The organism is Streptomyces sp. L500 (genome assembly GCF_054551825.1).
This window is the reverse complement of sequence record NZ_JBTOLC010000039.1, coordinates 30586-56118: the sequence shown is the minus strand read 5'-3', so window position 1 is coordinate 56118 and position 25533 is coordinate 30586. Positions and strand designations below refer to the sequence as shown.

The window sequence follows — 25533 nt, the reverse complement described above, 5'->3', positions numbered from 1 at the left end:
GTCACGGCCGCGCGTGCCGCCGCCGGGCCGGACAGGCCGGCGGCCGGAGCGGGGACGTGGGAGGGGGCGGGGACGTGGGCGTCCGGCCCCGGGACGTAGCCGACGGCCGTGCCGGGCGGGGCGGGGGTGAAGGCCGCGGCGGCCGTCGCCGCGCCGCGCTCCAGGCGGTCGAGGCGGGCGCGGACGGATCGTTCGTCGTCGAAGGCGGCGGGCAGCAGGACGCGGGCGCAGATGAGCTCGAGCTGGAGGCGCGGGGAGGTGGCGCCGCGCATCTCGGTCAGGCCCTCGTTGACCAGGTCGGCGGCGCGGCTGAGCTCGCCGCCGCCGAAGACGGACGCCTGGGCCTGCATCCGCTCGACCACGTCCGCCGGGGCGTCGATGAGGCCCTTCTCGGCGGCGTCCGGGACGGCGGCGAGGATCACCAGGTCGCGCAGCCGCTCCAGCAGGTCGGCGACGAAGCGGCGGGGGTCGTTGCCGCCCTCGATGACGCGGTCGACGACCTCGAAGGCCGCGGCGCCGTCACCGGCGGCGAAGGCGTCCACGACGGCGTCGAGCAGGGAGCCGTCGGTGTAGCCGAGGAGGGACGTGGCCATGGCGTACGTCACACCGTCCTCGGCGGCACCGGCGAGGAGCTGGTCCATGACGGACATCGAGTCACGCACGGAGCCGGCGCCGGCGCGGACGACCAGCGGGAGGACGCCGTCCTCGACGGGGATCTTCTCCTGCTCGCAGACCTCGCCCAGGTACTCACGGAGGGTGCCGGGTGGGACGAGCCGGAACGGGTAGTGGTGGGTGCGCGAACGGATCGTGCCGATGACCTTCTCGGGCTCGGTCGTCGCGAAGATGAACTTCAGATGCTCCGGGGGCTCCTCGACGACCTTCAGCAGGGCGTTGAAGCCCGCCGAGGTGACCATGTGGGCCTCGTCGATGATGTAGATCTTGTAGCGGCTGCTGGCGGGGCCGAAGAAGGCCTTTTCGCGCAGCTCACGGGCGTCGTCCACACCACCGTGCGAGGCGGCGTCGATCTCGATGACATCGATCGAGCCGCGCCCGTTCCGCGCCAGGTCCTGGCAGGACTGGCACTCCCCGCACGGGGTGGGCGTCGGGCCCTGCTCGCAGTTCAGGCAGCGGGCGAGGATGCGCGCGCTGGTCGTCTTGCCGCAGCCGCGCGGGCCGCTGAACAGGTACGCGTGGTTGACCCTGTTGTTCCGCAGGGCCTGCTGCAACGGGGCGGTGACATGCTCTTGCCCGATGACCTCTGCGAAGGACTCGGGGCGGTAGCGGCGGTAGAGCGCGAGGGACGACACACCTACGACGATATCGGGCCCCACTGACAAGTGGCCTCCGTCACAGATCCCCCGGCCCGCACCCAGGGGCGCGCGGAGCCGCTCCGACTCACCGGGAGCCCGGAAAACACAAGGGCCCCTCACGCACCCGCCAGAGCCCACTTACCCTTGCTGCCTTCCGGCCCTGGGGGAGTTGGGTGAGATAGCGCCACGTGAGGGGCTTGCCCCCAGCGTAGCGGATCGCCGGGGGTGCTCGGCCACTCCTCGCCCCCTCCCCACACACCCGGACCCTCTCCCGGGAGCACGTGTTCGCGAGCACCCCTCGGAGTCTTGTATTGTTTGCGGCGGAGGATTCGCCTAGAGGCCTAGGGCGCACGCTTGGAAAGCGTGTTGGGGGCAACCCCTCACGAGTTCGAATCTCGTATCCTCCGCCAGTGCCTCACCGGGCACGAGAAGACCCCGACCGGGAAACCGGCCGGGGTCTTCTGCATTCCGTGGTCTCAGTTTTGGTCTCAGTTGGCCGGGAGCCTCCACTCACCGGTCGCGGGTGGACGGTCTGCGGCGCCGCGTCTCCCCCGTTGACCCTATGGCCCTCGTCACCGGCAGTCGCAGCCGGCAGCCGACTTCGCCTCGTGGGCCGTGACCGCCGGGTCGGCGGCTTCTTCGGAGTCCGTGCAGCAGGCGGCGACACTGCAGCAGGTCTCCGGCAGGCCGGATCAGTGACGGTGGGCTTGGCGGCGCGGGAGACCCTGCCCCTGGTACGTCCTCCGGGGGTGCTGACGAACGTAATATTTCGGCTCCCGATATATGCTCGCAGGCGTGACGAGACAGAAGCCGCTTTTGACGGAACCGCAGTACTTCATCCTTGCCGCGCTCATGGACGGGCCCTTGCACGGCTACGGCATCATCAAGGCCGCCGAGCAGGCCACCGGCGGCCGGCTCAGGCTCGCTGTCGGCACGCTCTACGGTGCGCTGGAGCGGATGGAGCGGTCCGGGCTGGTGGCCACCGACCGCGAGGAGATCGTGGACGGCCGGGCCCGGCGCTACTACCGGCTCACCCAGGAGGGTGCCGACGCGCTCGGCCGGGAGGCGCTGCGCATGCAGCAAGCGGCGGCCGTCGTCATCGGGCGCTCGCGGGCAGCAGGGGTGGCCGGGGCATGAACCGTCTGCTGCTGGCCGCCTACCCCAGGGCATACCGTGCCCGGCAGGGGGAGGAGCTGCTGGCCACTCTGGCCGAGGCGTACCCCGGCCGCTCCTGGCCCCCGCTGCGGGAGGCTGTCGCGCTGATGCGCGGAGGGGTGCAGGCCCGTGCCCGTGCCACGGTCGAGGACCGGTCCCGGCCGTGGTGGCTGGACGGCCTCCATCTGGCCGCCCTCGTCCTCGCCGCTCTGGCACTGGTGCCGTACCTGCAGGACGTGTGGGACTGGGCACTGCGTATCGACCCCGGCGGCCGTGCCATCAACTTCCATCACGCCGGCTGGTTCCCGTGGGCCCAAGGCTCCGGCACCTTCACGCGGACCCTGCCCTACGGGCTGTTGCCGCTGGTCTGCCTGGTCGCGCTGCTGCGCGGCAAGCCGTGGATCGCGCTGCCGGCCGCGGCGGCGATGATCTACGCCGGTGCGACGGTCGGCAGCTCGACGCTGTTCGGTGACGAGGGCGTGGTGGGCCCGGGCTATTACGGGATGGCCGCCCCGATCCGGGCAACCGACCTGGCGCTGTCGGTGGCCCTGTTCATCGTGAGCGCGGCACTGACGGCCTGCCGTCCCGGCCGGCTGCGCCGCCGCTCGTACAGCTGGCTCGTACCGGTGGTGCTCGCCATGGCCGTCGCCGGAGGCCTGCACATCACCTCGGGCGATCCGTGGTTCCAGCGCGGCCAGCTCGTCCTCGAAGTCGCTGCGCTGATCGCCGCGTGGATGGCGACCACCGCCACGGGCGACTACCGGTGGCTGATCCCCGTCGCCGCGTTCACGATCGTCCGCACGCAGGCGATCGTCGTCCAGCCGGACTGGCTCATGGAGTCCCTGCCGAGTCTGGCCGTCCTCATCGCCCTGATCATGCCCCTCCCGGCCCTGGCGATCGCCGCGCAGCGCCGGCACAGCGGCACACCCCTCGGATAACAGCGGTTCCGCAACCGGACGGCCCCACGCAGTCCAGGGAGGCGCACGGCCGGACCACTGCCCCACGGAAAGAGAAAGCATTGGCTCGGCAAGATCACTCGAACCTGACCGCAATCCGGCCGGACACCCCCGGACAGGCCCCCGGAGCCATGGCCGGCCGGAGCCCTTCCCGGACGGTACGGCCGTCTTCGATCAGCCGGGCCCCAGCTCTACTGTTCCTCCTTGGGTTCGTCGCGGTCTACCTGATCGCTGTCTGCACCCCGTTCGGGCAAATAGCGGAGAACTCGCTGATCAAGGGATACGTCACTCAGGCGTGGGTCTCCCCGTGGACCGATCCAACGGCTGACTGGGGCCCGCCGCCGTTGATGCACAACTCGGCCATGCCCACCCTGATCGCGGGCACGTCCATCATCGCTGCCGTCGCCCTGGTGCGGAGGTGCTGGTGGGAGGGCTGCGCGGCAACCGGGGTCGTGGTGGCCACGGTCACGGGCACGGAGGCGCTCAGGGCGGTCCTCCCCCGTCCCGATCTGGCCGGTGCTATGGAAAGGCCCACCGAGGTGAGCTTCCCCAGCGGTCACGTGGCCATCGTCGCCGGCCTGGCCCTCGGCGCGATTCTCGTCGCTTCCCCGCGCGTGCGCCCCTGCGTCGCCGCTGCCGGAATGCTGTGGCTCGCCTTCACCGCCGGCGCCGTCCAGGCTCTCTACTGGCACCGGCCCAGCGACGCACTGGGGGCCACTCTCCTGGCCTGCGCCAGCTACACCCTCGCGGCCCGGTTGCTGCCACCCACCGCCGCACCGGGCGTCATACGACGCCCTCGTGCACTGCCGGCCCTCATCCTCGCCCTGTCAGCGGCCGGCGCGCTCGCCGCCAGCGCACGGGAAGACTCCGCCACGCGCCCGCTGGCCTTCGCCACAGCGGCACTCCTGTGCTCGGCCCTGGTCTGGATCGCCGTAATGGACCGCGATCAACAGCGCGCAGCGTGACCGGCCAAACGACCCAAGCCCCCCATTAACGCCATCAGCGGCGTGTCACAGACCGTCAGCCCAGCTGGCATCCAAACTCATTGCCCGAACCGTGGCCCCCACTCCCCAACTCCCCCGCTGCCCCAGCCGCCACAGCAGAAGGTCCCGCCCATGTCTGACACCCAGCCCAAGCCGTCGGTGCTGTTCGTGTGCGTCCACAACGCCGGACGCTCCCAGATGGCCGCCGCCTTCCTCACCCACCTCGGCCAGGGCAAGGTCGAGGTCCGCTCAGCCGGCTCCGCCCCCGCCGACACCGTCAACCTGGCCGTGGTCGAAGCGATGGCCGAGGTGGACATCGACATCTCCGCCCAGACCCCGAAGGTGCTGACCACCGAGGCCGTCCAGGCATCCGACGTCGTCATCACCATGGGCTGCGGCGACGCCTGCCCCGTCTTCCCCGGCAAGAAGTACCTGGACTGGAAGCTCGATGACCCCGCCGGCCAGGGAGTTGGTGCAGTCCGGCCGATCCGCGACGAGATCGAACGGCGAATCCGCGGCCTGCTCGCCGAGTTGCTGCCCACGGGCAGCTGAAGACCGGCACGACGGAAGCCCGGGCCTCTCCGAGGATCCGGGCTTCCTGCCTCTGCCTTCAGCTGCCCTGCGAGAGACCGCCGTTGACCGTGTCGGCGGATCCCCACAGCAAACTGCCGATCCTGTCGGCAGTGTCCTGGAGGACCCGGCTCGTCAGGTGCTGGTACCGGCGCCGCATCCGCGCCGACTTACCGGGCTCCCAGCCCATGATCGCGTCGACGACGACGTCCGGAACGCCGAGGATCAGCAAGACGGTTCCCGCCGTGTGACGGGCGTCGTGGAGGCGGCCCTCACGGATCCCGGCCGCCTTCAACAGGTCCTTCCACTTGTGGTGGTCCGTGTTGGGGTTCAGGGGCTCGCCGGTCGGCGAGGTGAAGACGTACCCCTTCTCCACCCACAGGTCCCGCGCGAGCCGTCGCTCGCGGTCCTGCTCCTCCTTGTGCCGCCGCAGCAGCTTCATCAACTCCTCCGGGACGCCGATGGGCCGCTTACCGGCCCGCGACTTGGTCTCCTTGGTCTCGCGCCGGGTGTTGATCTTCTGCGGGCAGTAACCGGGCTTACGCCCGCAGCGGTCGCCGCAGCCGTGCTTATACCTCGGCCGCAGTCGGCCACGGCTGACCCGGATCACTCCGGCCTCCCAGTCGACGTCCGTCCACTGCAGGCCGAGGGCCTCGCCCTGGCGGAGGCCGAGAGCGAGCGCGATGACCCAGCGGGCGGTGTTGCGATGCCGCTCGGCCTCCAGCAGGATCCGCTGCACCTCCTCGACCGAGTAGGGCTCGACCTCTTCCTCTTCGAGGCGGGGCGCTTTGGCGATGGTGGCGGGGTTAATGGTGATGTGACGGCGGCGAACGGCCTCGTTGAGCGCGGTTCGTACGGTCCGGTGTGCCTGGTGGGCGGTGCCTGCCGAACTGCCGTTGTCCTGCATCTTCTTGTAGAAGCGCTCCAGATGCTCAGGCTCCAGCTTGGCCAGGCGGTGAGCCCCGACACCGGGTATGAGGTGGTGGTAGACCGCGACGCGGTAGCCGTCGATGGTGTTCTCGGAGACGTGCAGGGCAGCGATGTTCTCGACCCAGTGGGTGAGCCAGGTCGTCACCGTCCAGGTCTGGCCGGCCTTGCGGACGCTTCCGGCGTCGCGCTGCCGCTCCAGCTCGCGTACGGCCTTGGTGACTTCGGCGCGGGTCTTGCGGCCGATGTGACGACGGTCGGGGGTGCCATCGTCCTTGGTGCCGACGGTGACGCGGCCGTGCCAACGGCCGTCCTTGCCAAGGTAGATGGAAGAGGCGCCGTTGGGCTGGCGGGACTTGGTCATGTCCGCCGCCCTCAAGCCGCAGCGGCGAGGTCGGCCGCGCCGAGGCGCCGGGCGAGGAACTCGTTCACCGCCTCGGCGGGTATTCGGCGCAAGCTGCCGATCTTCACGGAGGCGATTTCGCCGGAGGAGACGTACTCGTACATCTTGGTGCGGCCGATGCCGACGCGACGGGCGGCTTCGGCGACGGTGAGCCCGACGAGGGTGGGATCGCCGTGGGAGTCGGCCCGTTCGGCCATCAGCGTGCGGAGGTTCTCCTCCGGGACGCCGAGGAGATGGGCGATCTGGGCAACGGGCAGGTGGTTCTGAGGCAAGGGGCATCCTCGTCCCGGCAGGCCGTGAAGGGGCGGCAACCCCAGGCCATGCCGTGTTGATCGTTCAGGGATGGGCGTTGATGTGATGCCTGCCGTTCGGTGTTCGTAGCACCAGGGCAGCAGGTGAAACGGTTACTCGGCGGCGGGCTTGGCAGAAGCGTCGTCGCCGATGAGGCGCCTGTGCGAGTGGGGCACGTCGCGGTGGCGCACGAAGTCGCCACCGGAAGCGCCGGTGACTTCGTAAGCGACCAAGGCCCTGACCATCTCTTCCTGGTCAGGGTGGGCCTTGATGTACTCCTCGATGTCGTCCCTGGCGCGGTCCATGGGCTTACGCGCGGCCCGCCAGTCCTTCCACTTCTCGACATATTCGCCGACGAGCCTGCGCACCTGGGCGTTGGAGACGTGGCCCGGAGGGCCGGTCAGGTCGTCGAGCGGAATGTCGAAGACCTTGGAGAACCCGAGGGCTTCGTCGAGGTTGACCCTCCGGCGGGGCTTACCGCTCTCGATGCGCCAGATCGCGGCCTGGTTCACCGGGTGGCCGACCTCGGCCATGCGCTCGGCCAGCTTCTGCGTGCTCCAGCCGCGGATCTCGCGCTCGAGCTTGATGCGCTCGGCCACATTGCTCTCCGGCAGGGGCCGATCGGGGCCGGCGCGGGCGGCACCTTCTTCGCTGCTCATTGCTCGCGCCTCCTTGCGACATGCCTCCACCGGACCAGCGCGGCCCGGGGTGAACAGCTAACTCCATTTCGGAAACGAATGCAACCCATTCGGGAGCGCATCGGATGAGGTAATGTGGTTTCCCGTCCGGGGCTGAACGGCGTCGGACATGAAGAAACCCCCGGTGCTACGAACACCGGGGGCCGAAGAAGAAAACCTCATGACCGCCCATCCCTGAACGATCCAGACCGGCCTGGCCGGGGTTGCCGCCCCATATGGCCTGCCGGGTGAGGAGTTTCCTTGCCAAAGGGTACGGCCCAGCCGCCGGAGATGCCATCCCGGCAGGCAGCAGGGCCCGTGTCGCCGACCGACATGACCGTTCAACCACCGCATGACGCGGTCGCTGAGCAGGCCGTCCTCGGCGCCTGCATGCACGGCCCCGACGTGATCGACGAAATCCGCCCCATGCTGGACGCGGCCGACTTCTACCGGCCGCAGCACGAGACGATCTGGCGAGCGCTGCTGGCTCTCCGGGGCGAGGACAAGCCGACCGACCCGATCACCGTGAGCGATTTCCTCACGTGCCAGGGCGACATCACCCGGGTCGGCGGAGTGGTCTACGTCCACCAGCTCTACGGCGCCCCGCCCTCGGCCAGCCACGCCGCCTACTACGCGGACATCGTGCGCCGGACAGCCGCCCTCCGCCGCCTGCGCGAACACGGCATCCGCACCGTGCAGCGCGCCCAGGAACCGGGCGCCGACCCCGACGAGATCCGCTCGGAGATCGAGACAGATCTCGGCGCCGAGCGGGAGCGGGCGCTCGCCTCCGGCAGCGGGCGCCTCTCCCGCTACCTCGTCGACGGCTGGCGGTTCGTGACCGAGACCGGCGCGGACAAAGAGCCGCTGTGGGGCACGCGGGAGAAGACCGCGTGGGCGTCCGGCGAGAGCCTGATGATCGTCGGAGCCCCGGGCGTCGGCAAGACCACCCTGGCCCACCAGGTCGTCCTCGCCCGCATCGGCCTCCAAGGCACCGTGCTCGACATGCCGGTCGCACCCAGCAAGCGGGTGCTCTATCTGGCCATGGACCGTCCGCAGCAGATCGCCAAAGCCATGGCTCGCCGCATCGGCCAGCACGACGAGGCGATCCTGCGTGACCGGCTCGCCGTGTGGCAGGGCCCCCTGCCCGCAAGCCTCGACAGGGAGCCCGACCTCCTCGCCGACCTGGCCGCCGCCCACCAGGCCGACACGATCGTGATCGACAGCCTGAAGGACGCGGTGAGCACCCTCGTCGACGACGCCCTCGCCGTCGCCTTCAACAACGCCCGCCAGCGCGCCATCCGCAATGGCGTCGAGGTCATGGAGCTGCACCACCAGCGCAAGTCCCAGGAAGGGACCGCGAGGGACACACGGCCTTCCCTCGACCGCGTCTACGGCTCCACGTGGATCACCTCCGGCGCGGGCAGCGTCCTGTTCATCTCCGGCGAGGCGGGCGACCCCGCCGTCACCCTCCACCACCTCAAGACGCCCACCGGCGAGATCGGCCCGCTGCAGCTCATCCACGACCACGCACACGGCACCACCACTCTCGACCCCGCTCTGGATCCGATCACCATCCTGCGCGCCGCCCCCGGCGGCCTCAGCGTCCGTGATCTCGCCACCGCCCAGACCGGCGAGAGCAACCCGGGCCGAGCCGCCGTCGAGAAAGCACGCCGAGCCCTGGACAGCCTGGCCAAGGCGGGACTGGCCACCAAGGCGGACGGACTCGCGGGCGGCAGCGGCGGCGGACAGCAAGCCCGCTATTACGCGTCCGCACGCCACATCGCCGCCGTCTGCTGACCTCACCGCGCGAGCGGGCTGACCGTTCACGGGACCGTACACACGCCCCTCACGGAGCCACGGCCCGAAAACCGTTCACACCAATCACGCTCGCGACAAAACCGCAGGTCAGACGATCACGCGACCGTACACGGCGTACACGCGCCGAGCGTTCACGCGCGAGCCCCCCCCTTTAGAAGGGGGCTCGCGTGTACGCCCCCTCCGTGAACGCCCCTCCAGCACCCCAGAAACCCCCGGAGCACTACCCCGTGACGCCCCTCGCCCTCACTCACCGGGCCACCGGCTGGGACCGCGCCGCCATCACAGCCCTCGGCAGTGCCGGATGCGCCCTCTCCTACGACGCCCTGCAGCAGATGGCCACCGCCATCCACGTCCGCGGATTCCTCACCTACCTCTTCCCGCTCGTGATCGACGGCTTCATCGCCTACGGCGTCCGCGCCCTGCTCGTCCTCCGGACCGCGTCCTTCGGCGCCCGCCTCTACGTCTGGGCGCTCTTCGGCACCGCCACCACCGCCAGCATCTGGGCCAACGCACTGCACGCCATACGCCTCAACCAGCAAGCCCCACCCGGCGGCCTGTACCTCGGCGATGCCACCGTCGGCGTCCTCTCCACCCTTGCCCCGCTCGCCCTCGCCGGAGCCGTCCACCTCCACATCCTCATCGCACGGCACACCGCCCAAGTTCCGCCCCGCCACGACGACCACGCGGGTGGTCAAGCGCACCCCGAGCCACGGGAGGACGTTGACGAGGGCCCCGTCGTCGAGACGGATCGAGACGATCTCCAGCAACGAGGCCAGGGGGAACTGTTCAGCGACGGCACCTTGTCCGACCGCCCACGCCGCATCGGCCGACCGACCACTGCCGATCTGGACGATCTGGTTGAGCTCGCACGACCCCTGTTCACGGCGGACGAAATCCCCACCCGTGGCGCCGTTCGCCAGACGATACGAACCGCCGGCCACCGCATCAGCCAGGACCGGCTCACCCAGGTCATGAACGCCCTCCGCCCGCCGGCCTCAGCGCCGACCGGAACGCTCGCCACCGACTGACCGGAAGTCTCCGCAGGTCAACGCCCACCGGACCGTCCCGGGGACCGACCGGAACCGGGGACCGACCTTGCGGACCGGCCCCCGCGGGCCGCTGGATGACACCACGAGACGGAACGCGGACCAGCCTCGCCGCCGGTGCCACCCCCGACGCGAACATCAATGGAGAACACGCACATGCACGGCCAGCACCACAAACTCGCCATCGACCAGCTGGAGATGACCACCGCCTCAGCCCAAAGCGCAGCAAGGTATCCCGCTGGACCGTCCAACGGCCGGTCCAGCGGGGAAGCCCCCGCCCCGGGGGTGGCGGAGGTCCTCGGGCACCAGGGGGTGCCCGTGAAGGAGAAGCCCGTCGGCTGCTCCGAGCCGTCGCTCCCCCGCGCCGCTGATGAAGCCGCCCTGTACCGCGTCGCGCGTCGCCGTCAGCGCCAAACTGTCCAGCGCAAAGAGCGTGTCGACGTCCGCTACAGCGTCGTCGAGAAGAACACGATCGTCACCAGAGCCCGTTCGATGAACATCGCAGCCGCCCATCTCGTCGGGGCGGTCATCATGGCCTACCTTGAAGGTGACCTCGCCCTGCCCGGCCAGCGCACCGCGACCGACGATCTCATCGACGAGCTGAACGCCCTCCGCACCCAGGTCGCCCACATCGGCCGCAACGTCAACCAGATCGCCAAGGTCCTCAACTCCGGAGCCAGTTCACACCCTGTGGACGCCACCGTCCTCGCCGCAGCCACACGGACTCTGGATACCGTTCGCGCCGTCGTCACCGACATCGACGTCACCTCGTACCGCGCGGCGGCCGCGAAGGCTGCTGCCTGAATGATCGCCAAGATCTCCAACGGCAAGAACACCGCCAAGCTGATCGCCTACCTCTACGGCCCCGGCCGGGCCAACGAGCACACCGACCCGCACCTGGTCGCCTCCTGGGACGGCATCGCCCCCGACCCGGGCCGCTCGGAGGACTTCAACGGGACGAAGAGACATCTCGTGAAGGTCCTGGATCTACGGGTGAAGCAGGCCGGCCACCGCGCGCCCGAACAGTACGTGTGGCACTGCTCGATACGGACCGCGCCGGAGGACCGCATCCTCAGCGACGACGAATGGGCGGACATCGCCCGCCGCGTCGTCAACGCCGCCGGCATCGCACCCGAGGGGGATCCGGACGGCTGCCGCTGGGTCGCCGTCCGCCATGCCGACGACCACATCCACATCGCCGCCACCAAAGTCCGGGGCGACCTGCGCACCGCCCGCCACTGGAACGACTACCTCCGCGCCGACAAGGAACTCGCCGCCATCGAGAAGGATTACGGCCTGCGTCAAGTCGTACGCGGCGACCGCACCGCCGCCGAGCGCCCCACCCGCGCGGAGAAGGAGAAGGCCCGGCGCACCGGCCACCGCCTGACCGCGCGCGAACGCCTGCGCGCCACCATCCGCACCGTGGCCTCAGCCGCCACCGCCGAGGAGGAGTTCCTCGCCATGCTCTCCGGCTCCGGCGTCCTGGTCGAAGCACAGCGCTTCCCCTCCGGCGACCTCCGCGGCTACAAGGTCGCCCTCCCCGACGACACCAATGCCTCGGGCGAGCCCATCTGGTTCTCCGGCTCCAAGCTCGCCCCCGACCTGTCCCTGCCCAGGATCCGCGAACGCCTCAACGCAGCCGACCACGAACCCGCCGCCCAGCGGGCGGAAGGCCGCAAGCCCAGCTCCTGGCTCCGGGCGACCGCGGCCGCCGACCGCATCCCAGGTGTCCTCGACCACGGCGACGATGACGCCGCAGCCCAGGCCCACATCGCCGCATTCGGCGAACTCATGGACGCCCTTCCCCTCCTCGCCCCCACGAACGCCAAAGCTCAACTCCAGCAAGCAGCCCTCGCCTTCGAACGCGCCACGCGCTCCCGCATCCGTGCCGAGCACCACCACGCCCGTGCCCTGCGGAGCAGTATCAAGAGGCTGCTGCGGGACCCCGTCGGCAGAGCAGACGGAGCCGGCCTCGCGATGCTCCTCGACGCCGCCGTGCTCGTCGTCATGGCCGCTGCCCGCTGGCACGACATCCGCCGCCACGAACAGCAAGCCGCCGCAGCCCGCAAAACCCTGTGCCACCTCCAGGCCGCCTACGGGCAGGCAGTCCAGCCCGTCCTCACCGAACTCACCCGCCACACGCCCCGCGCCGAGATCGTCCGCCGGTACGAGGCCGACGTCCGCCGCGCCCTGCCCGACCACGCCGAGCGCATCCTGGCCGACCCGGCCTGGCCCGCCCTGACCACCACCCTCGCCCGCGCAGAAACAGCCGGCCACCAGCCCCACGAAGTCCTCGCCGAAGCCGCAGCACAGCGCGAACTCCACACCGCCCAGTTCCCCGCCGAAGTCCTCACCTGGCGCATCACCAACCAGCCCGGCAAACGGACCACAACAGCAACCACGCGACGTAGCCAAACCTCCCGACGAGAGGTCTCCGCCCGGCCTCTGCCCGCCCACCGACAGCCGGCCTCACTGGATCCGCGCGGGCCACACCGCTGACCTGAAACCGTGGCCGGAAAGGGCCCTGGAGCTCACGGCCCGCGGCCCTGCAGCAGGGCACCTGGCGTGGGCCCGGTTGTTCACAAGCTCTTCGACTCGTCGTACGCCGCGTGGGCTGTGAGGACCTGGTCCATCCGTCGCTTGGCCCAGCGCGCGAGGCCCGACACCTGCTCGGCGGCTTCCTTGCCGAGGTCGGTCAGGGAGTAGTCCACGCGGAGTGGTGGGGTCCCGGGTTGAGCGGCACGGTGTACGAAGCCGTCGCGTTCCAGAGTCTGCAGGGTCTGGGCGAGCACCTTCTCGGTGACACCGCCGGTCGCGCGGCGCAGTTCGCCGAAGCGGTGCGGGCGGTCGAGCAGCGCGGCCAGAACCATGACGCCCCAGCGGCTGGTGACGTGCTCGAGGATCAAGCGCGAGGGGCACTGTGCCAGTGCCTGGTTGGCATTGGGCTTGAACCGCTCGGGGTCCGGCGGGCCGACGCTCATCGCAGTGCCTTACTTCAAAGTGCGTACTTTCCGGTGATTAATACCCAATCTAGGGTGAATGGCGAGCCCAGAGAAAACGGAGATTCCAGACATGAGCCTCGTCGTCACCGGTGCCACCGGGAACCTCGGCCGTCTTGTCACAGAGGGCCTGCTCGCAGTGCAGGTCCCGGCAGAGCAGATCGTGGCCGTCGTGCGCAGCAAGGAGAAAGGTGCCGTGTTCGCCGAGTGCGGTATCAAGCTGCGGATCGCGGACTACGCACAGCCCGAGACGCTCGCCGGCGCCTTCGCCGCGAATGACCGGGTACTGCTGATCTCCGGCAACGACTGGGGAGCACGCGTGGCGCAGCACCAGGCCGTGACCGACGCGGCGAAGGCGGCTGGGGTGGCCCTGCTCGCATACACCGGCGTCCTCGGCGGCCCGGAGGCGGACTATCGCCTAGCCGACGACCACAAGGTGACCGAGCAGGCAATCCTCGCCTCCGGTCTGCCCTACACCTTCCTACGCCACGGCTGGTACAACGAGAACCTCACCCTGAACCTCACCGCGATCATCGAGCGCGGCACGGTCGTGGGCAGCGCGGGCGACGGCCGCATCGCGCGCCGACTTCGCCGCCGCGGCCGTCGCCGTACTGACCGGCCAGGGGCACGAGAACAAGGCGTACGAGCTCAACGGCGACACCACGTGGAGCCACGCGGAGTACACGGCCGAGCTGTCACGGCAGACCGGCAAGACCATCTCGTACCAGAACGTCCCCGCCGAGCAGCACCTGGCGATCCTCACCGGAGCGGGCGTGCCCGAGGCGAAGGCGGAAGTCCTCGTGGACGTTGACGCGGCGATGTCGCGCGGACTGTTCGCCCGGCGCAGCGACGACCTGGCCCGGCTTATCGGGCGCCCGACGACCCCGCTGTCGGCCACGATCGAGGCGGCACTCGCCGACTGATCCACCCCTGTGAAGCAGCGGCCGATCCCCGGCCGCGGCAGGCCCGACGCCCCCTGACCCGTACGGCCTGGAGATCATTTCGTTTGGAGTTCTTAGCCAGTCTTTGGCGAGCTTGTAGGACCACTCGAAGTCGGCGTACGCGGTCCCGTCATCGCCGACGATCCGGCTGCGGACGTTGTAAGCGCCGGAGCGAGCCTGCAGGCCCGTGGCCGCCTCCTCGGCCGGAAGCTCCTTCTTGTACGGGCTTCCAGCAGGCGAGGGACCGTACGAACCGAGCATGTCTTCCAGCTTGTCCACCGTGGTGCCCGCGCGCTTGACCGCGTGGATGTACCTCATGCCCGAGGTGTCGCCGTAGTTCACACGGAACTCCAGGCCGAGGCTGTACTCCACGCCTTCCTTGATGACGACCGGGCCGGCCAGGAGGCGGCCATCGGCAGGGTCCAGCCGCCGCCGCTCGCGCCCTTCGGAACTCACGGTCAGCGCCAGCAGGACGAGCTTGGGCTCTTCACTCATCGGGCCCCCCTCGGAATGGGTGTGATCAGAAGACGTTCGGGCACAACCTGTCCACGTCGAAGATCACGGAGTGGCTCCCGTGGGTGATCAGACGAGTGAGCCCCGAGAACGGCCGGAAATCGATCACTCTCCCCAGGTCGCTTCCCTCAAGGAGCTTGAAACGTGTCGAGTAAGAACCGCCCACTCTCTGCGCATTCCTACTCGACTCCCCCTCCCCAACACACCCTTCGGGACGGCGAGCAGCGAACAGCCCTCTCCAGCAAGGTCCGACGCGTAATCTCAAATCCATGTCACCGGACCAGGCATCCGAACTGTCGTGTTCGCTCCTCGCCGAGCCCCTGCCCCGGCGGTGGGCCCACAGCCTGGGTGTTGCCACCGCAGCGAGACGTCTGGCTCCGATCCTCGGGGACCACGCGGATGCGCTGGTCACGGCCGCTGTCCTGCATGACATCGGCTATTCGCCAACGCTCGTCTCAACTGGCTTCCACCCGCTTGACGGAGCTCGGTTTCTCCGTGCCCACGGCCAGGCAGAGGAAGTGGTCGTGCGGCTCGTGGCCAACCATTCTTTCGCCCTGTTGGAGGCGGAAGAGCGGGGCCTTCGGGAGGCGCTGGAGGCCGAGTTCCCCCTGCCCGACCAGGGCCTCCTGGTCGATGCGCTCGTGTACTGCGACATGACGACGACGCCGGCCGGGGAGCCGACCTCCCACGCTGAGCGCATTGCCGAGATCGTCGGGAGGTACGGGCCGGACAGTGTCGTGGGCCGGTTCATCCGCCAGGCGGAGCCGGAGATCGGGAGAGCTGTGGAGCGCGTCGGGTCCCGCCTTGCCGGGCGTCACTGACACCGTTCACATGACGTGCGGGTACTCGCCGCGTAGGAAGTGGCCGATCTGCAGGCGCATGGAGAGGTGGATGTCGAGTTCATCGAGCTCCCCCGGGAGCACCCAACGCACTCCGTCCGCTTCCTCATTGACCGTGGGCGTGCCACCCACCGGCTTGCCGATGTACGTGACTTCGTACGCTTGCCGGATCTCTCCGTCGCTGTAGGCGACGACGTGTCCGGGTGGGGAGTAGACGCCCAGCAGTCCGGTGACTTCCGCGACGATCCCGGTCTCCTCCTTGCACTCTCGGACCGCGCACTGGGCGGGCGACTCGCCGATGTCCTGCACGCCGCCGGGCAGGGCCCACTGGCCCGTGTCGCGGCGCCGCTGGAGGAGGATCGCACCGTCCTCCCGCGCCACCAGCAGGTTGGAGGCGGGGATCAGCGTGTTCGGCTTCGGGGCCGCGGGGTCGTTCCAGTACTCGGTGCGGGCCACGCTCACACTCCTGACTCGGGGTTCCAGGGCTTCGCCGTGTTCCAGACCGCGTCGAAGCTGCCGACGTAGTTATCGAACCAGCCTTCGCCGCACCGCTGGACGTGGAACAGCGGATTCGCGCTCGCGGGCCGGCCCCAGATGTGGGGGTTGACCAAGAGGTTGTCGTCGTAGCGGAACAGGCTGTTGTAGAGGGTGGTGTCGTGCAGGCGCACCTCGCAGCCGGCGTGGGCGACGAGCTCCCGGTAGTACGTGAGCGAAGCTCTGATCTTGGCGCTGAGGGTGTCGCCGATGCCTTCCTCCTCGCCGCGCTGCGCGACTGCGGCTCCGTCCGGGTTTCCGAAGCAGAGCCGTACGCTCACGCCCTCGTCGGCCCGCTCCGCAAGCATCGCTGCGACCCGGGGGTTCGTCTGCGCGTAGAAGGTCCCGCTGAACACCAAGACGTCAATGTTCACCTTGGCACCGGCGAGGAGGGACAACCACACCTCCCGGGGGACGGAAGCACGGTTGGCGTAGGTCTGGATGAGTTCCGCCTGTGTGGCGTCCTGTGCCCGCCGGTCGGCGTTCGGCCACAGGTAGCTCTCTTCCACACCGAGTTCCTGGCACACGATGAACCGGTGCCGCTGGTGCGGGACGCGTCCTTGGGTGATCCACCGCTGGACGCTCTTCGGGATGACGCCGCACCTCTCGGCCAACTCGTCCTGGGAGACGCCGCGCTGGGCCATCATCGTGCGTAGCCGCGTGTTCACAGAGCCATGATGAGGGACATTCCGGGGACGTTTCAGCGGTTCGCCAAGATCAGTAGAAGGCTCCTGGACTCGCTTGCTGCCGCCAGGGGTTACAGCCATAAGCTGATGCGATGCGCCGCCTCGTCTACTGGGACATCGACCACACCCTCATCGAGAACTCCGGCGTCTCGAAGGAGACGTACGCCGCCGCGTACGAAGCGCTGACGCACGAGGCGCCCCGGGCTGCCGCCGTGACGGCAGGGCGGACCGACCGGTCGATCATGCTCGGGATGTTCGATGCCCATGGTCGCCGGATGCCGTCATGGGCCAAGGTCGAGGCGGCGTTGGCCCGCGCCGGCTCCGCTCGGTTCGAGGCGTTGCAGAAACGTGGCACCGCGCTCCCGGGCGTCCGGGAGGTGTTGAAGGCCGTCGGGCGCATGGATGGTGCGGTGCAGTCGGTCCTGACGGGCAACATCCGGGAGAACGCGCTGGTCAAGCTGGCTGCCTTCGGGCTTGACGGGTTCCTCGACCTGGAGGTGGGCGCTTATGGGGCCGATGGCGACGACCGGGCAGAGCTCGTACCCGTCGCACGAGCACGCGCGGCCCGCGCCTACACAGGGGTGGACGATCTGACGCCGATGGTCCTGATCGGGGACACCCCCCGGGACGTGGCGGCGGCCTTCGACAGCGGCGTGAACATCATCGCGGTCGCGTCCGGTGTGCACGACGCCGCCGCTCTTTCAGCCGCTGGGGCCCCGTTCGTCCTGGCCGACCTCCAGGAGACAGACACCGTGCTTGAGGCCATCGAACAGGCCCTCGCATAGGGACATTTCCCGGGACACTTTCATGTCCTGCGGACGTTTCGAGATTCCCCTTCAGGTGGTTACCCCGTCCCACGAGGTGAGCCGATGATCACCCCGTCCAGCGAGCGACGAATCGGTGACCGCCATGACGCGAAGGAACCTCCCGCAAGACCGCCTCGCCCTGCCCGGATGGGTCGCCCGAGGTGTGTCTGTACGCGACACCAAGCAGTGCAGGGTCGGGATCATCCACGGGATCGGTGACCCGGTCCGATTCTCCGACGACCCGCTGTCGCGCTGCGTCTGGCTCCTGCCGCCCGGAGGCGGGTTCGAATGGCGAGCCGCCATCGACGAGATCGAGAGATACGAGGGGACTCCAGGCAGTGGAGAAAGTCCCGGCGCCATGGGGGATGGAGCAGGTTCCCGTCTCCCCGGAGAGGGTCAGGGAGGGCGACTGGGTCCTGCACGGGGGCGCGTGGCGTCGCGTAAGGGACATGCACCGGTCGGAGCACGGACGGGTCCTGCACTTCAAAGACCACCCGCCCAAGACGGTGGACGGCCCGCTCATGATCGCCCGGAAGAAGGCCTACCCCGGCCGGGGAGCGAAGTGGGGCATCGCGCGGTGAACAAGCCCGACGAGGGCACTCCGAGACCGCACCCGGCCCAGTCAGAAGTGGGTGCGCCGTGACCACCGCGATGGTGAGGACCAGCGAGACCGTGCAGGGCCTGCGGTGCGTGCGAAGCGTATGGCGGTTCGTTCTCCACCGCATCGTCCTGCACCCCGAAACCGTGGCCTACGGGGCCCAGTGCCTCGCCTGCGACTGGAAGACCGAAGGCGCCGACGATCCGTCGCCCGTGCAGCTCGCCTGCATGAAGCACACCGGTCGGTACGCGGAGCACACCGCTTTCTGGACGTACTGCCGGGCCATGTCCTACGTCCAGCGCGCAGAGAAGGAAGACGACACCGGTGATGAAAGCCGACCGACCCGACCTGGAGAGGGCCTGGCGACACGTGGTGACCACCCCGCTGGGGCCGGGTCCCGGCCCCGACTACGCCTCCCCGCCCGGCGCGCCGGGACCGTCCTGTCCGTCCTGTCGCCGGATCGACGCCGACCTCGCCCAGGCCGTGAAGAGCGGCGACGTCATGGCTGAGACACGGATCGCCCGGCAGCGCGCGGCGCACTGGTCGAGCATGCACTCGACGGTCCAGTGGTGAGCACGTCCTGGTCCGGCCTCAGGAGCGACGACATGCTCTGCCCGCACGGCGGTCACAGCCTCAGACCGGTTCATGCGGGCGTGTACCGGTGCAACGAGCACGGCATCACGATCGTCCGCAAACCCCTGTGCTCCCTGTTCGTCCTCGCGCCTGCCCGGCCCGACGACGCGACCCTCGCACAGGCACTTTCGCAGGCAGCCGATTGACCGACCTCCATGGAGGAGGCAGCGAAGGTGAACGACCTCTCCATATGGGCGTCCGCGCTGATGTCAGCCGTGGACGCCGACAACCTCAACCGCCCCGAAACATGCTGTCGGGACGCCCGCACCCCACATGCCCTGGCCGGTGCCCCTGCCACTGTTCTCGACCATGTCGCCTTGGCCTACGAGGACTTTCAACGCTGCGGCGCCTTGCCGCTGGGTCGGCTACGCTCGGACGCGGTCGCCCACCGGCTGACCGTGCACGAGGACGGCGAGAACGTCCTGGTCGCCCGCATGGTGGTCCCCGGCGGCCCCTGGCCCGGGCATTACGGCCTGGAAGCCGTGGCCTTCACTGCGGAACGCGCCGTGATGCCCGGGGCCTTCCCACCTTGTGAGGAACGTGGCCAAGTCCTCGCGTTCGGACGGATCGTGGCCGCGTCGAGGGCGTACACCGCTCGCGCCTCCGGCGGTGCCGTTCTCTTCCCCGAACAGCTCGCCGTCACCGCACATCCCGCCCGCCAGTCCTTCGGGGTCGTCTTCCTCGACCGGTTGACCACCCTGTTCCGTGACCGGGTCCTGCCGCTCATCGATGACCGGCACGAAGGCATGCACGCCTTCCCGCTGCGCAGGCTCCGGCAACTGGCTTTTCTCGCCCACGAGTGGGGCCACCGCCAGGGCTCCGGCGCGGAGCTGGAAGTCCCGGCCCGCAGTCGGCGCTTGGCCGCCGTCATCGCCGAACTCCGCGCCGACCTCGAAGCCCTCGCCATGCTGGAGACCTGCTCCGAAGCCTGGGCACCGTGGGCAGCCGGTGTCCTGATCACCGACCGCATCGCCCGCGAGGCGTGGCTCCGCCGCCCGCAGGCCCAGGTGGACGCCATCGCCGCCCGCCACCTGCTCGCCCTCCTCCTGCGCCACCAAGCCGTCACCCTGACCTCCGGCCACCGCATCGTGCTCCACCTCGACCAGGCAACTGCCTTCCTGTACAAGGAATTGGAGACGGTGCGAAGCGTCACGGAAGAGCTTTCCGCGGGAGAAGCCGGGGCAGTGGGCCGCTATCTTGCCGGGTGCGGCTGGGCCATCACCGACGGGGCCACGTGCTACCGCGAGCTGGAACAGCCCATCGCCCGGTACCTCGGCTACCAAGCCTCCATGAAGGAGACCGCCCGTGCGTGATCAAGCCATCGAGACGTATCTGAACGAGCTCGCGGCCAAGGTCCCCGCTCCTGGCGGGGGCGCCGCAGGGGCCCTGCACGCTGCCCAGGCAGCCGCCCTGGTCGCCATGGTCGCCCGCTACAGCACCGGCCCGAAGTACGCCGACCACGAGGAGACGGTCGCCCGGATCACGGAGCAGGCGGACTCCCTGCGCGAGCAGGCGCTCCAGCTCGCCGCAGAAGACGCCGCCGCCTTCACTGCCGTCACCGACGCCTACAAACTCCCCAAGGACACCGCCGAAGCCAAGGCCGCCCGCTCAGCGGCCATCGCGGACGCCCTCCTCGGCGCCGCCCGCCCCGCCGAGGCCACCATCACCTGCGCTGCCGACACGGTGACCTTGGCCGAGAAGCTGCTGCCCATCGGCAACCGCAACGTCATCACCGACATCGGCGCCGCAGCGGAGGCCGCACGGGCAGCAGCCGCGACCGCCCGCCTGAACATCGAGATCAACCTCTCCGGCATCAAGGACCCCGATGCCCAAACCGCCCTGCTGCGCTCCGTCGCCCTGGTGGACGCGCTGGCCGACCGTACCGAGCACATCACCGCCACCGTGCGCAAGGAGATCACCAGGTGACCGCCAAGCCCCTCCTCGGCAAGGAACTCGCCGCCGCCATCCGTGCGGACGTCACCACCCGGGCCGCCCGCCTCGCCGAGGCCGGCACCCCGCCCCGCCTGACCGTGGCGACCGCCACCAAGGACGAGTCCTCGGCCTGGTACGTCTCCTCCATCGCCAAGGCCGCCACAAAGGCCGGCATCACCTGCGACGTCCTCGACCTTGGCCCCGACGCCAGTGCCGACAGCATCAGTCAGACGCTGCGGGAGCTCTCCGCGGACCCGGCGGTGCACGGCATCATCATGCAGACCCCGCTCCCCGACGGCATCCGGCTCGACGGCGTCGCCGAGGCCATCAGCGTCGAGAAGGACGTAGACGGCGCCAACCCCGCATCCCTCGGCCGCCTCGCCGTCGGCCGCCCCGCGTTCGCCCCGGCCACGGCCGAAGCCGTGATCGAGCTCCTCGACCACCACGGCATCCCGCTCTCCGGCGTCCAGGTCGCTGTTGTCGGCCGCTCCGCCGTGGTGGGCAAGCCCCTCGCCCACCTCCTGCTCAACCGCGACGCCACCGTGACCGTCTGCCACTCCCGCACCCGTGACCTGCCCGCCGTCACCGAACGCGCCGAAATCCTCGTCGCCGCGGTCGGCCGCGCCGGCCTCATCACCCCCGCCCACATCGGCAAGGACGCTGTGGTCATCGACGTCGGCACCAACGTCACCGACGACGGCCTCCTCGGGGATGTCGCCCCCGAAGCCGCAGAGACGGCCTCCGCGCTCACGCCTGTGCCGGGCGGAGTCGGCCCTGTCACCACCGCCCTCCTCCTCCGGCACACAGTGCAGGCCGCAGAACAGAAGCTCGCTTGATCGCCAGTAAGTCAGCGCACAGGGGCGCCAGGTGCGAAGAGACAGCCACGCGCCCCTGTGCCGCTGCGTGGCTTTGGGCTGACCCGCTTGGTCCTACGTCCCATGCATCTTCTTCCACCGCCTCTGGTAGCTCAGGTCGCCTTGGCCTGCTCTATTCACGCTGACAAAGGCCCAGGTCAAGGCCCCAACCAGCCTGCAACGTCACGGACTTACGCGATCTTTCGGACAGGCTCAACGTTGGCGGCCATCACCGTCCACCACCTCCAGGTCCTGGACGACCCCATCCCTGCCACTGACCACGGCGTCAGCGTCGACTTGATCATCGCGCCCGACGAAGTCATCGCCTGCCCCGCACCGCCCGAGCGGGATCGTGCGGGACCACCTCGACCCGAGAAAATCGCCGCGACCCCAGCCTTGCAACGCAGGCAGACCAGCTGATGAGCACACCAGTTTGACCCTGATCTCATCGCCACCCTGGCACCATCCGCCCTGAACATGAGCCTAGAGAATCGTTCCATCAGGGGCCAACTATCCCTATGCCACGGCCCGTTGTCAGTGCCGCCGATTACTCTGCTTCACGGCGGGCTTGTTATGTCCAAGCAAGGCAAGGGGGCGACCTGTGCCGGGATTCGACACGCAACGATTCTTCGACGCGCGACAGAGACAGTTGATCTACGAACAGGCCGAGGGTCTGTGCCAACGCTGCGACATAGCGCTTGGCGCTGGCTGGCACGCAGACCACCGCATCCCCTGGGCCGAAGGTGGGCCCACGACTGTCGAGAACGGGCAGGCCCTGTGCGAGGGCTGCAACCTGAGAAAGGGACAACAGATGCAGTACGCGGACAACTTCGTGCCCCGCCCCTTCCAGCGGGAGGTCAGCACAGTCGTCCTCGAAAGCATCAGGGCCAATAAGGACCGCACGATCGTCCTCGCGTCCCCAGGGTCAGGGAAGACACTCGCCTATCAGTCGTTGGCCACCCGGCTGATCCGTGAAGGGCTGATTGACTACGTGGCCGTCTTCGTCCCCCGCGTAGCACTCGCCCAGCAGTGCGAAACCAGCTGGATGCACAAGGGGCTCGACGGAGCCGTAGGCGGTCTTTGCTTGCTGTTCGACAGCACCAAGCGCCTGGGGATGATCCGCCACAAGATCAGCGACCCCCCGCTGACACATCCGAACGAGCCGGGAAGTGGCTTCGTGGCCACCTACAGCGCGCTGGTCAGCAGCGAGCGCCTGTTCATCGAATGGGCCCGCAAGCACGAGGGCCGATTCCTTCTCATCGCTGACGAAGCTCAGTTCTGCGGGGCTACCGGTGACAAGGAGGAAGGCGGCGGCACCAAGGCAGGTGGGCTCGTCAAACGCGTACACGCCTTCGCACGCCACACACTGTTGCTGACCGGCACTCCCTACCGAGCTGACAATCAGCAGCTCATCCTGGCGGACTACGAGCCCGATCCGACCGACCCGCGGCGGATGACACTGGTTCGCGACGCCGAGGCGACCTACGCTGACGGCATCGCAGAAGGCTACTTGCGCCGGTTCGAGATGCACCTCACCGAGGCTCGCATTACACGACGAACCGTGGGTGCCCTCGATGCCCCTACCGGCGAAAACGTCCTGGAATATAACCTTTCGGACGATGGAAGCGAGCTCGTTCCCGTACTGCGGGACGAACGGACCTGGCAGCCGCTCGTCGACCGCGTCGTCGGAGCCGTGAAGGACAAGCAGAAGTTCAATCCTGCGTATCGGGCGCTCATCTCCTGCATGGGGCAGAACGAAGCGAAGAAGGTCCAGAGGTACCTGCACGAGCGCTATCCCAACCTGCGCGTGGGGCTTGCCATCTCCTCCGACACCGGCGCCCCGCAGGAACTGAAGAACTTCAAGCACAAGCCGATGGACGTCCTCGTCACCGTGCGAATGGCCTTCATCGGCTACGACTGCCCGGAGATCACTGTCGTCGGGGTCCTCACCCACTACCGCGACGGTGGGCATCTGATGCAGCTCGTCGGCCGTGGGCTGCGGGTGTGGGACAAGATGCCACCGCGGGAGCAGTCCTGCGTGATCGTCGCTCCCGACGATCCCAAGATGCAGGGATTCCTCTCGCTCCTCCGTGACGAGAACGAGCAGGGGCTCAAGCTCTTGGACGAACGCGAGGACCGCGAGGCCGGATCTGAGCCGGTTCAGGAGACGTTGTCGTACGTCGAGGCGGCCGTCGCAACCACGACCAGGGCAGCAGGCAACGAGAGCGAGATGGACGCGGATGAGCTCCAGCTGGTGGAGTACATCAAGGCAGCGGTCGACTCAGCCGAAACACCACTCAAGCTCAAGGACGTCGTCGAGCTCGCTGGGATCATGCTGAAGGCAGCGCCGAGCGTTCCCGAACAGCGCGCCGAGCCGGATGGACCGCCCATCCACGAGCCGCCCAAGACAGAGAGGGAGCAGATCGCTGAGATCAAGGCCCAGACCGCAGAGGCCATCAAGCAGTACCTGTACCAGCGGGGCGTCTCACCCGACTCGCCTGGCTACCAGGAGGCGATGGTGCAGGCGACGAAGCGTGTGAACGATGCCGCCGGCTTTAACGCCCAGCAGGCCAACACGCTCGAGAAGGCCAACAAAAGGCTGCGGGCCGTTCTGAGCGCCCTCAAATAGGAGTTCCCATGTCTGTGCGCGTTGAGTCAAACAGCTACCTGACCGACGAACAACACCGCGTCTACACCCTCCGGGAGGCTCTCGAACGGAATGGTGGCACGCCTTCGGGCTTCCTCGAGCTTCTCGCCGTGGTGATCGACGACGAAACCTGGCGGAAGGTACCAACCGGCGTCAACAGCGACGAGCCATTCGAGGACTTCGCCTCCTTTGTCAAAGCGAAGCCGCCCTTCGGCCTCGGGGCCAAGGTCGAGGATGTGCGCGTCCTTCTTCAGATCAAGCACCCCCATGAGGGTGTCCGCCGCGTCCGCGAGCAGATGGACCGGATGCGAGCGGAGGTCAATAGGCTTCTCGGGATCAGCCCCAGTGAGGATCCAGTCACACGCGATGCTCACGATTTCGGGGGGTACGCCAAGGCTGGAGGCTGGCTGTTCGGATTGAAGGTCGCCCGTTGCGTGCAGCCGGGATCGAATCAGAGAGAAAAGCCCGAATCGTCACCTCGTGGCAGTCACAACGAAGCGACGAAGGTGTCAGCAAATGAATTCGGGCGCCGGGCAGGCTGCTCAGCCAATCGTGTGATGCGCTTCTACCGCGCCTGGTCCAGGGCAATCGAGGACGGTCTCGTCCCCAGCTTCGAAGACCTGCAGCCAGGGGTCGACATCGACTTGCCCGACGCGGACGCCTGGAGCCAGTACTACACCACCCGCTCCAGCGGTGAGTCCGAGCGTGGGGTGCGAATCACTGCTGCTGCAGAAGCAGAGGGCATCCGTCCCACCAAGGCTCTGGAGGTGGCGGAAAACCCCACAGCGCTGCGCGTGGCCATCCTCTCGGACTCCGGCACTGCAGAGGCAGCCAGGAACGCCCTCATGGATCGACTGGAGGACGATCCCGACCTCCAAGCCGCGATGGCGAAGCACATCTCTGACACGGCCACGCTCAGGAAGGCGGTCGCTGCCGAAACCAAGCGTGCAGGCCAGGTCGAGTATGTTCGAACTGCGCTCGAGGAAGGCACGATCAAGTCGCCGGCCGGCCAGATGATTCAGCTCCCCGACGACGTCAAGACTGAAGCTGAGAAGCAGCTGACGCCTTCCGACCAGGCTGCGCGGAGCGGCCCCGCCGAGGCTGCCGCGGCATACGAGGTGCTGCACCAGTTCGTGGTCCGGTCAGTCCAAAAGAACCCGCAAGTGAATGTCCAAGAGCGTAGGGCCGCGTTGCACGGCCGTGTGCGTCAGGCATCCAAGGCATTCGAGCAGCTGAGCCTCGACGAGGTCGGGGAACTGTACGACGAGGAACTGATCGAAAGCCTGGAGCAGCTCAGCGGGCTCCTCGCAAACTGCATCCAAAGCATGAAGGCCGCAGCACAGCGGCCCCCGCTTCGCGCCGTGAGGGAGGCGTAGCGGACCGTGCGTCGTTCGGACCGGACGGCACGACCCGGT

At 68.7% G+C, this 25533-nt stretch carries 24 protein-coding genes, 1 tRNA gene, 1 other RNA gene and 3 pseudogenes; 20 read left to right on the top strand and 9 right to left on the bottom strand.

Translation table 11 applies throughout. The features are described 5' to 3' along the window. Both ACX9I7_RS26360 and ffs read right to left on the bottom strand, forming a co-directional pair. A partial coding sequence (locus ACX9I7_RS26360) for a DNA polymerase III subunit gamma and tau (protein ID WP_459388728.1) occupies window positions 1-1307 on the bottom strand: 1307 nt, incomplete at its 3' end. Window positions 1308-1415: 108 nt separating this feature from the next. Continuing rightward, window positions 1416-1510, bottom strand: an RNA gene (ffs, locus tag ACX9I7_RS26355) — signal recognition particle sRNA small type. Between the two features lie 122 nt (window positions 1511-1632). On the opposite strand from ffs, the gene ACX9I7_RS26350 reads away from it, so the two are divergent. The 5 genes from ACX9I7_RS26350 to ACX9I7_RS26330 all read left to right on the top strand — a co-directional run bounded on the left by ACX9I7_RS26350 (window position 1633) and on the right by ACX9I7_RS26330 (window position 4956). Further along, window positions 1633-1720 (top strand) — tRNA-Ser (locus ACX9I7_RS26350). 385 nt (window positions 1721-2105) lie between these two features. Next, a complete protein-coding gene (locus tag ACX9I7_RS26345; protein WP_451195416.1) occupies window positions 2106-2447 on the top strand; it encodes a PadR family transcriptional regulator in 342 nt (113 codons plus the stop codon). Then, entirely contained in the window at window positions 2444-3403 is a 960-nt protein-coding gene (locus tag ACX9I7_RS26340; RefSeq protein ID WP_414168435.1) for a hypothetical protein, read from the top strand. Before ACX9I7_RS26345 ends, ACX9I7_RS26340 begins: the two co-directional genes overlap by 4 nt. A 380-nt stretch (window positions 3404-3783) precedes the next feature. Further along, entirely contained in the window at window positions 3784-4386 is a 603-nt protein-coding gene (locus ACX9I7_RS26335; RefSeq protein ID WP_459388727.1) for a phosphatase PAP2 family protein, read from the top strand. 150 nt (window positions 4387-4536) lie between these two features. Continuing rightward, window positions 4537-4956, top strand: a complete 420-nt coding sequence (locus ACX9I7_RS26330; protein WP_414168437.1) for an arsenate reductase ArsC — start codon at window positions 4537-4539, stop codon at window positions 4954-4956. A 58-nt stretch (window positions 4957-5014) separates the two neighbouring features. Here the strand turns inward: ACX9I7_RS26330 and ACX9I7_RS26325 are convergent, their stop codons facing one another. From ACX9I7_RS26325 to ACX9I7_RS26315, 3 genes are all read right to left on the bottom strand, one after another. Continuing rightward, window positions 5015-6265, bottom strand: a complete 1251-nt coding sequence (locus ACX9I7_RS26325; RefSeq protein ID WP_414168439.1) for a tyrosine-type recombinase/integrase — start codon at window positions 6263-6265, stop codon at window positions 5015-5017. 11 nt (window positions 6266-6276) lie between these two features. After that, the gene (locus tag ACX9I7_RS26320) at window positions 6277-6576 is read right to left on the bottom strand and encodes a helix-turn-helix domain-containing protein (protein ID WP_414168441.1); all 300 of its coding nucleotides are present in this window, start codon (window positions 6574-6576) and stop codon (window positions 6277-6279) included. 132 nt (window positions 6577-6708) lie between these two features. Continuing rightward, entirely contained in the window at window positions 6709-7254 is a 546-nt protein-coding gene (locus ACX9I7_RS26315) for a helix-turn-helix transcriptional regulator (protein ID WP_414168443.1), read from the bottom strand. 279 nt (window positions 7255-7533) lie between these two features. Between ACX9I7_RS26315 and ACX9I7_RS26310 the strand changes: the two genes are divergently transcribed. The 4 genes from ACX9I7_RS26310 to ACX9I7_RS26295 all read left to right on the top strand — a co-directional run bounded on the left by ACX9I7_RS26310 (window position 7534) and on the right by ACX9I7_RS26295 (window position 12635). After that, complete coding sequence (locus tag ACX9I7_RS26310; protein WP_459388726.1) at window positions 7534-9069, top strand: DnaB-like helicase N-terminal domain-containing protein; 1536 nt, start codon at window positions 7534-7536, stop codon at window positions 9067-9069. Window positions 9070-9368: 299 nt separating this feature from the next. Beyond that, the gene (locus ACX9I7_RS26305; RefSeq protein WP_459388732.1) at window positions 9369-10118 is read left to right on the top strand and encodes a DUF2637 domain-containing protein; all 750 of its coding nucleotides are present in this window, start codon (window positions 9369-9371) and stop codon (window positions 10116-10118) included. A 336-nt stretch (window positions 10119-10454) separates the two neighbouring features. Beyond that, complete coding sequence (gene mobC / locus ACX9I7_RS26300) at window positions 10455-10940, top strand: plasmid mobilization relaxosome protein MobC (protein WP_459388725.1); 486 nt, start codon at window positions 10455-10457, stop codon at window positions 10938-10940. Then, on the top strand, window positions 10941-12635 hold the full coding sequence (locus ACX9I7_RS26295) for a relaxase/mobilization nuclease domain-containing protein (RefSeq protein ID WP_459388724.1): 1695 nt from the start codon (window positions 10941-10943) through the stop codon (window positions 12633-12635). Between the two features lie 80 nt (window positions 12636-12715). On the opposite strand, the gene ACX9I7_RS26290 is transcribed toward ACX9I7_RS26295, so the two are convergent. Next, complete coding sequence (locus ACX9I7_RS26290) at window positions 12716-13117, bottom strand: winged helix-turn-helix transcriptional regulator (protein WP_451195428.1); 402 nt, start codon at window positions 13115-13117, stop codon at window positions 12716-12718. Window positions 13118-13208: 91 nt separating this feature from the next. Here ACX9I7_RS26290 and ACX9I7_RS26285 point away from each other — a divergent pair. Further along, a pseudogene (locus tag ACX9I7_RS26285) lies at window positions 13209-14058 on the top strand (SDR family oxidoreductase). Between the two features lie 111 nt (window positions 14059-14169). On the opposite strand, the pseudogene ACX9I7_RS26280 reads toward ACX9I7_RS26285, so the two are convergent. Further along, a pseudogene (locus ACX9I7_RS26280) lies at window positions 14170-14571 on the bottom strand (rho GDP-dissociation inhibitor); the annotation flags it as partial. 287 nt (window positions 14572-14858) lie between these two features. Here ACX9I7_RS26280 and ACX9I7_RS26275 point away from each other — a divergent pair. Beyond that, a complete protein-coding gene (locus ACX9I7_RS26275) occupies window positions 14859-15410 on the top strand; it encodes an HD domain-containing protein (protein WP_459388723.1) in 552 nt (183 codons plus the stop codon). A gap of 6 nt (window positions 15411-15416) precedes the next feature. Here the strand turns inward: ACX9I7_RS26275 and ACX9I7_RS26270 are convergent, their stop codons facing one another. Continuing rightward, on the bottom strand, window positions 15417-15884 hold the full coding sequence (locus ACX9I7_RS26270) for an NUDIX domain-containing protein (RefSeq protein WP_451195436.1): 468 nt from the start codon (window positions 15882-15884) through the stop codon (window positions 15417-15419). Between the two features lie 2 nt (window positions 15885-15886). Further along, window positions 15887-16630, bottom strand: a complete 744-nt coding sequence (locus ACX9I7_RS26265) for an XRE family transcriptional regulator (RefSeq protein ID WP_459388722.1) — start codon at window positions 16628-16630, stop codon at window positions 15887-15889. Window positions 16631-16740: 110 nt separating this feature from the next. On the opposite strand from ACX9I7_RS26265, the gene ACX9I7_RS26260 reads away from it, so the two are divergent. From ACX9I7_RS26260 to ACX9I7_RS26220, 9 genes and pseudogenes are all read left to right on the top strand, one after another. Beyond that, window positions 16741-17433 (top strand): HAD family hydrolase, encoded by a 693-nt coding sequence (locus ACX9I7_RS26260; protein WP_459388721.1) that lies wholly within the window; start codon window positions 16741-16743, stop codon window positions 17431-17433. Between the two features lie 470 nt (window positions 17434-17903). Then, window positions 17904-18035: a hypothetical protein gene (locus ACX9I7_RS26255; RefSeq protein WP_459388720.1), complete on the top strand. Its 132-nt coding sequence runs from the start codon at window positions 17904-17906 to the stop codon at window positions 18033-18035. Between the two features lie 70 nt (window positions 18036-18105). Further along, window positions 18106-18312: pseudogene (locus ACX9I7_RS26250) on the top strand (DUF7848 domain-containing protein); the annotation flags it as partial. Window positions 18313-18379: 67 nt separating this feature from the next. Beyond that, a complete protein-coding gene (locus tag ACX9I7_RS26245) occupies window positions 18380-18625 on the top strand; it encodes a hypothetical protein (RefSeq protein ID WP_459388733.1) in 246 nt (81 codons plus the stop codon). Between the two features lie 215 nt (window positions 18626-18840). Continuing rightward, window positions 18841-19998 carry a hypothetical protein gene (locus ACX9I7_RS26240; RefSeq protein ID WP_459388719.1) on the top strand — a complete coding sequence of 386 codons (1158 nt, stop codon included), beginning with the start codon at window positions 18841-18843 and terminating at the stop codon, window positions 19996-19998. Then, window positions 19991-20611 (top strand): cyclodeaminase/cyclohydrolase family protein, encoded by a 621-nt coding sequence (locus tag ACX9I7_RS26235; RefSeq protein ID WP_459388718.1) that lies wholly within the window; start codon window positions 19991-19993, stop codon window positions 20609-20611. Before ACX9I7_RS26240 ends, ACX9I7_RS26235 begins: the two co-directional genes overlap by 8 nt. After that, complete coding sequence (locus ACX9I7_RS26230; protein WP_459388717.1) at window positions 20608-21453, top strand: bifunctional 5,10-methylenetetrahydrofolate dehydrogenase/5,10-methenyltetrahydrofolate cyclohydrolase; 846 nt, start codon at window positions 20608-20610, stop codon at window positions 21451-21453. Before ACX9I7_RS26235 ends, ACX9I7_RS26230 begins: the two co-directional genes overlap by 4 nt. Window positions 21454-22072: 619 nt before the next feature. Next, the gene (locus ACX9I7_RS26225; RefSeq protein WP_459388716.1) at window positions 22073-24100 is read left to right on the top strand and encodes an HNH endonuclease; all 2028 of its coding nucleotides are present in this window, start codon (window positions 22073-22075) and stop codon (window positions 24098-24100) included. 8 nt (window positions 24101-24108) lie between these two features. Continuing rightward, the gene (locus ACX9I7_RS26220) at window positions 24109-25494 is read left to right on the top strand and encodes a hypothetical protein (protein ID WP_459388715.1); all 1386 of its coding nucleotides are present in this window, start codon (window positions 24109-24111) and stop codon (window positions 25492-25494) included. The last annotated feature ends 39 nt before the right edge of the window (window positions 25495-25533 follow it).